The 4,971-nt window shown below is 37.4% G+C and carries 5 protein-coding genes and 1 pseudogene; 5 read left to right on the top strand and 1 reads right to left on the bottom strand.

The features are described from left to right. Positions 1-443: 443 nt before the first annotated feature. The 5 genes from mce to AC4MRQ_RS24880 are packed head-to-tail and all read left to right on the top strand — an operon-like array spanning position 444 to position 4,551. Positions 444-854 carry a methylmalonyl-CoA epimerase gene (gene mce, locus AC4MRQ_RS24900; RefSeq protein WP_491200442.1) on the top strand — a complete coding sequence of 137 codons (411 nt, stop codon included), beginning with the start codon at positions 444-446 and terminating at the stop codon, positions 852-854. Positions 855-886: 32 nt separating this feature from the next. Continuing rightward, positions 887-2,446, top strand: coding sequence for an acyl-CoA carboxylase subunit beta (locus AC4MRQ_RS24895; RefSeq protein WP_491200441.1), 1,560 nt, complete (start codon positions 887-889; stop codon positions 2,444-2,446). Positions 2,447-2,457: 11 nt separating this feature from the next. Next, a complete protein-coding gene (locus tag AC4MRQ_RS24890; protein ID WP_491200440.1) occupies positions 2,458-2,823 on the top strand; it encodes an OadG family protein in 366 nt (121 codons plus the stop codon). Between the two features lie 6 nt (positions 2,824-2,829). After that, the gene (locus AC4MRQ_RS24885; protein ID WP_491200439.1) at positions 2,830-3,255 is read left to right on the top strand and encodes a biotin/lipoyl-containing protein; all 426 of its coding nucleotides are present in this window, start codon (positions 2,830-2,832) and stop codon (positions 3,253-3,255) included. Positions 3,256-3,294: 39 nt separating this feature from the next. Then, positions 3,295-4,551, top strand: a complete 1,257-nt coding sequence (locus AC4MRQ_RS24880) for a sodium ion-translocating decarboxylase subunit beta (protein ID WP_491200438.1) — start codon at positions 3,295-3,297, stop codon at positions 4,549-4,551. A 237-nt stretch (positions 4,552-4,788) separates the two neighbouring features. Here AC4MRQ_RS24880 and AC4MRQ_RS24875 read toward each other — a convergent pair. Then, positions 4,789-4,971 (bottom strand): annotated as a pseudogene (locus AC4MRQ_RS24875) (hypothetical protein); the annotation flags it as partial.

Here is a 4,971-nt window from a genome sequence, read left to right as displayed (position 1 = left end):
GCCTTTTTTTTCAGAAACCCCTTATTCAAACGAATAAGGGGTTTTTTGTGTTTAATAAAGACTATAAGCTTCTCAACATCTCAACACATACATTTTTCTGCCTTTTGTTATTTGTTTAGCTGATGAATGTCAGAAATGAAAAGTAATTGATCTAATATAGATAGCATTACTTACAAATAGTAAGAATAATTCTAAATTAACTTACAATAATTTTCAATTTTCCTTACAATTTAAAAGCATTTCCCAATTAGTCATTAACTGTAGTACCCATAAATAAAGTAAGTATACAAATATCTAACAAGTTTGATTTATTACTATTTAACCTTATTTCATAGGCTTTATATGTTTTAAAACAATCTTTTTTTAATACTAAAAATGCGGAAAAGCTTTTATTAGTTTCTACTTTTGTTGAATCATTTTTATTAAACAATAAATTATTAGATATGAAGCCGACGCATATTGAGCACATTGGGATCGCAGTTAAAGACTTGAATGAAGCAATTCCTTTCTTTGAAAAAGTTTATGGTTTAGAGTGTTACGCAATTGAGGAAGTTGCTGATCAAAAGGTTAAGACTGCTTTCTTTAAAGTTGGTGATACAAAAATTGAACTATTGGAATCGACAAATCCTGAGGGGCCGATTGGTAAATTTATTGAGAAAAAAGGAGAAGGTATTCACCACATGGCATTTGCCGTTGAAAATTTAGCTGAGAAATTGACATTTGCTGAAGAGCAGGGTGTTCGATTAATTGATAAAGCTCCCCGTAAAGGTGCTGAAGGCTTAAATATTGGATTTTTACACCCTAAATCAACATTTGGTGTATTAACCGAATTATGTGAAGATCCTAATAAATAATCCCATTTCAGACTAAATTCTTACTATTCTATATGTCAACTCAGGATAAAATTAAGAAACTAATTGACCTCCGCTCAGAAGCAAAATTGGGTGGCGGAGAAAAGCGTATTGAAAAGCAACATTCGCAGGGCAAAATGACGGCACGCGAAAGAATCGAAGTATTGTTAGATGAAGGTTCTTTCGAAGAGCTGGATATGTTTGTGACGCATCGTTGTACCAATTTTGGTATGGAAAAGAATAAGATTCTTGGTGATGGTGTTGTGACAGGACATGGTACTATCGATGGTCGTGTTGTTTATGTTTATGCGCAAGATTTTACAGTATTCGGAGGTTCATTGTCTGAAACAATGGCTCAGAAAATTTGTAAGATAATGGATATGGCCATGAAAGTGGGTGCACCTGTTATTGGAATCAACGATTCGGGTGGTGCTCGTATACAGGAAGGTGTAACTTCATTAGCAGGGTATGCTGAAATCTTTGAGCGTAATATTCTTGCCTCAGGTGTTATTCCTCAGATTTCTGCCATTTTTGGTCCTTGTGCCGGAGGTGCGGTTTATTCACCGGCATTAACTGACTTTATTATGATGACTGAAGATTCATCATATATGTTTGTTACGGGTCCTAAGGTTGTTAAAACTGTTACCGGAGAAGAAATCACTGTTGAGGATTTAGGGGGGGCTGATGTACATGCTTCTAAGTCGGGTGTAGCTCACTTCAAGTGTGAAAACGAAGAAGAAGGCTTGTTGCTTATCCGCAAATTGGTTTCTTATTTACCACAAAACAATATGGAGGAAGCTCCGGTTTTGGAGTGTAACGATCCTATTGATCGTATGGATGATGCATTAAACAATATCGTACCAGATAATCCGAATTTGCCATACGATATGAATGATGTTATCTTCTCTATTGCTGATGATGGTGAGTTTTTAGAAGTACACCGTAACTATGCTAAAAACATCATTACCGGATTCTGCCGTTTAGATGGTCAATCAGTTGGTGTTGTGGCTAATCAGCCAAATTATCTGGCAGGTGTTTTAGATTGTGATGCATCGCGTAAAGCAGCTCGTTTCGTACAAATGTGTGATGCCTTTAATATTCCTATTTTAACATTGGTTGATGTTCCGGGATTCTTACCAGGATCAGGTCAGGAGTATGCAGGTATCATTATCCATGGTGCAAAATTGATGTTTGCTTATGGTGAGGCTACAGTACCAAAAGTGACTGTTACAATTCGTAAGTCATACGGTGGAGCCCACGATGTGATGTCATCTAAACAACTAAGAGGTGATTTTAACTATGCATGGCCAATGGCAGAAATCGCTGTAATGGGTGCAAAAGGAGCTATTGAGGTATTGGAAGGTAGAGCTATTTCTAAGCTAGGGACTGAAGAGGAGAAAGCTGAATATGCTCAGAAAAAGACAGATGAATACGAAGAGTCATTTGCAAATCCATATCAGGCGGCTTCTTATGGTTACATTGACGATGTTATTGAGCCAAGAAATACACGTTTTAGAGTAATTAGAGCTTTCCAGAACTTACAAACTAAGAAAGTGACTAATCCTCCTAAGAAGCACTCAAATATTCCACTTTAAACCGCAGAAACATGAATTTATTAATCGTAGACTCAATGACATGGACCATTACCGTACTAGGTTGGTTCATAGTATTTGTGGCTTTGGTGTTCTTGATCGGCGTATTTTTAACTGTCCCAAAAATTTTAAGATGGGGCACAAGACGTGCGCTTCGAAGAAAAAACAGAAGGGCAAAGAAAGAGGTGGTTGTAGACATAGATGATGAATTGGTAATCACTGGAGAAACCAATGCGGCTATTGCCATGGCTTTGCACCTATTTTTTAACGAACAGCACGATGAAGAAAGTAATGTTATCACCATTAAAGAGGTGAAGAAGCGTTACTCTCCATGGAGTTCTAAAGTGTATAGTTTTAACAATGTTAATTTCCCCAGATAACAGGACATGAAAAAGTTTAGTTTTACCATAAGAGGTAATAAATATGATGTTCATCTTAAAGACCTTGAGGAAAATATTGCTCAATTAGAGGTGAACGGCACAAGTTACGAAGTAGAAATACATCAGGAAGTTAAAAAAGCCAAAACACCAAAGCTGGTTCGTAAAGAAATTCAGCGTAAGCCAGGTGAAGGGTTTATTACTAAGAAAGATGGTGGCAAAGCCATTAAGGTAAATGCGCCACTTCCTGGTAATATCTTCAAAGTATTGGTTAACGAAGGAGACACTGTGAAAAAGGGTGATGTTTTGTTAGTAATGGAAGCCATGAAAATGGAAAACAATGTATTAGCTGAAAAAGACGGTACAATTGCTTCTATTAAAGTATCAGTTGGTGATGCAGTATTACAAAACGATGTATTAATTGAAATGGTATAATTTCGCAAGGAAAGTTATACCATTGAATAAAAATTAATTATGAAAAGATTTATCACTCTTTTTGGTGTTTTATCGCTTTTATTCAGCCTCCAATTCATTGGAGGTGGTTTTGAAGTATTCGCTGCCGGCCCAGATGCTGCTGGCGACACCTTTATAGATCATGCATCAAAAGGGCTGGAAACATTTTGGAACTTTACCGGTTTTGCCAATGCGCATTTCACCAATTTCATAATGATTGGTGTTGGTTTATTCTTTATTTTCCTGGCCATCAGATACGATTATGAGCCACTTTTATTAATCCCGATCGGAACAGGTGTTATCTTAGGTAATGTACCATTTTTAGCTGGCTATAAGATTGGCCTTTACGAAGAGGGTTCAGTATTGAATTACCTGTATTTTGGTGTGCAGCAAGGTGTTTATCCACCTCTGATCTTCCTCGGAATTGGAGCGATGACCGATTTTTCGTCACTCATTTCCAATCCTAAATTAATGATTCTTGGTGCAGCAGCCCAAGTGGGTATTTTCGCAACGTTTTTAGGTGCTTCGACTTTAGGCTTTACACCTCAGGAGGCGGGGGCAATTGGTATTATTGGTGGAGCTGATGGTCCGACTGCGATTTTCTTGTCATCTAAGCTAGCACCAACATTAATGGGTGCCATTGCTATTGCAGCATACTCTTATATGGCATTGGTGCCAGTGATTCAACCGCCAATAATGCGCTTAATCATACCAAAACATGAGCGTACTATTAAAATGAAACCACCACGTGCTGTTTCGAAGACTGAGAAAATTATGTTCCCAATCATCGGGTTACTATTAACGACGTTTATTTCTCCATCAGCATTGCCATTGCTGGGTATGTTATTCTTTGGGAACTTATTAAAAGAGTCTGGTGTAACAGAACGCCTGGCCGATACTGCTCGTAACTCAATGATCAACATTGTAACTATCCTACTAGGTATCACAGTAGGTGCTTCTACTCAGGCAGATTACTTTTTAACTACTGCTTCATTAAAGATTTTTGGATTAGGTGCCGTATCGTTTATGGTGGCCACAGCAGGAGGGTTGATTTTTGCTCGAATTATGAATATGTTCTTAAAAGACGATAATAAAATTAATCCGCTTATTGGAGCAGCAGGTGTATCAGCTGTGCCTGATTCAGCTCGTGTTGTTCAGCATGAAGGACTGAAAACTGATCCAAACAACCACTTGTTAATGCATGCAATGGCACCAAACGTATCTGGAGTTATTGGTTCGGCCGTTGCAGCAGGTATTCTGCTGTCATTCCTGATGTAATTTAAGTTTTAATTAATAAAAGATAGAGCCTGCATCCATTGTGTTGCAGGCTTTTTTATTCTCATCAATTTACTTGTGGTCTGTTTCCGCAAAGAGCGAGAAAGTATTCAATACCGTACGAATCTTGTCTGTAGAGTGCTGGAATGTGTTCAATACCATTGCTTCTGCTCCAGCAGAGTGTAGAACGGGATTTAATTGCAAGTTATTCTATAAACCAGGATTGAACATAGAAATTTATTACTCTTCATAATATCCATGTCCATAACCATACCCGTAACCATATCCGTAACCGTACCCATAACCATATTTGCTACGTTTTGCATGAATATCATTTAATAAAATACCAACATTAGTAATATCCTCTTCATGCATATTTTTAATGGTTTGGGAAAGTACGTTTTTAATCGTATGTTGTTGTCT

Source organism: Carboxylicivirga sp., from assembly GCF_982718395.1.
This window is presented reverse-complemented; position numbering and strand designations above follow the sequence as displayed.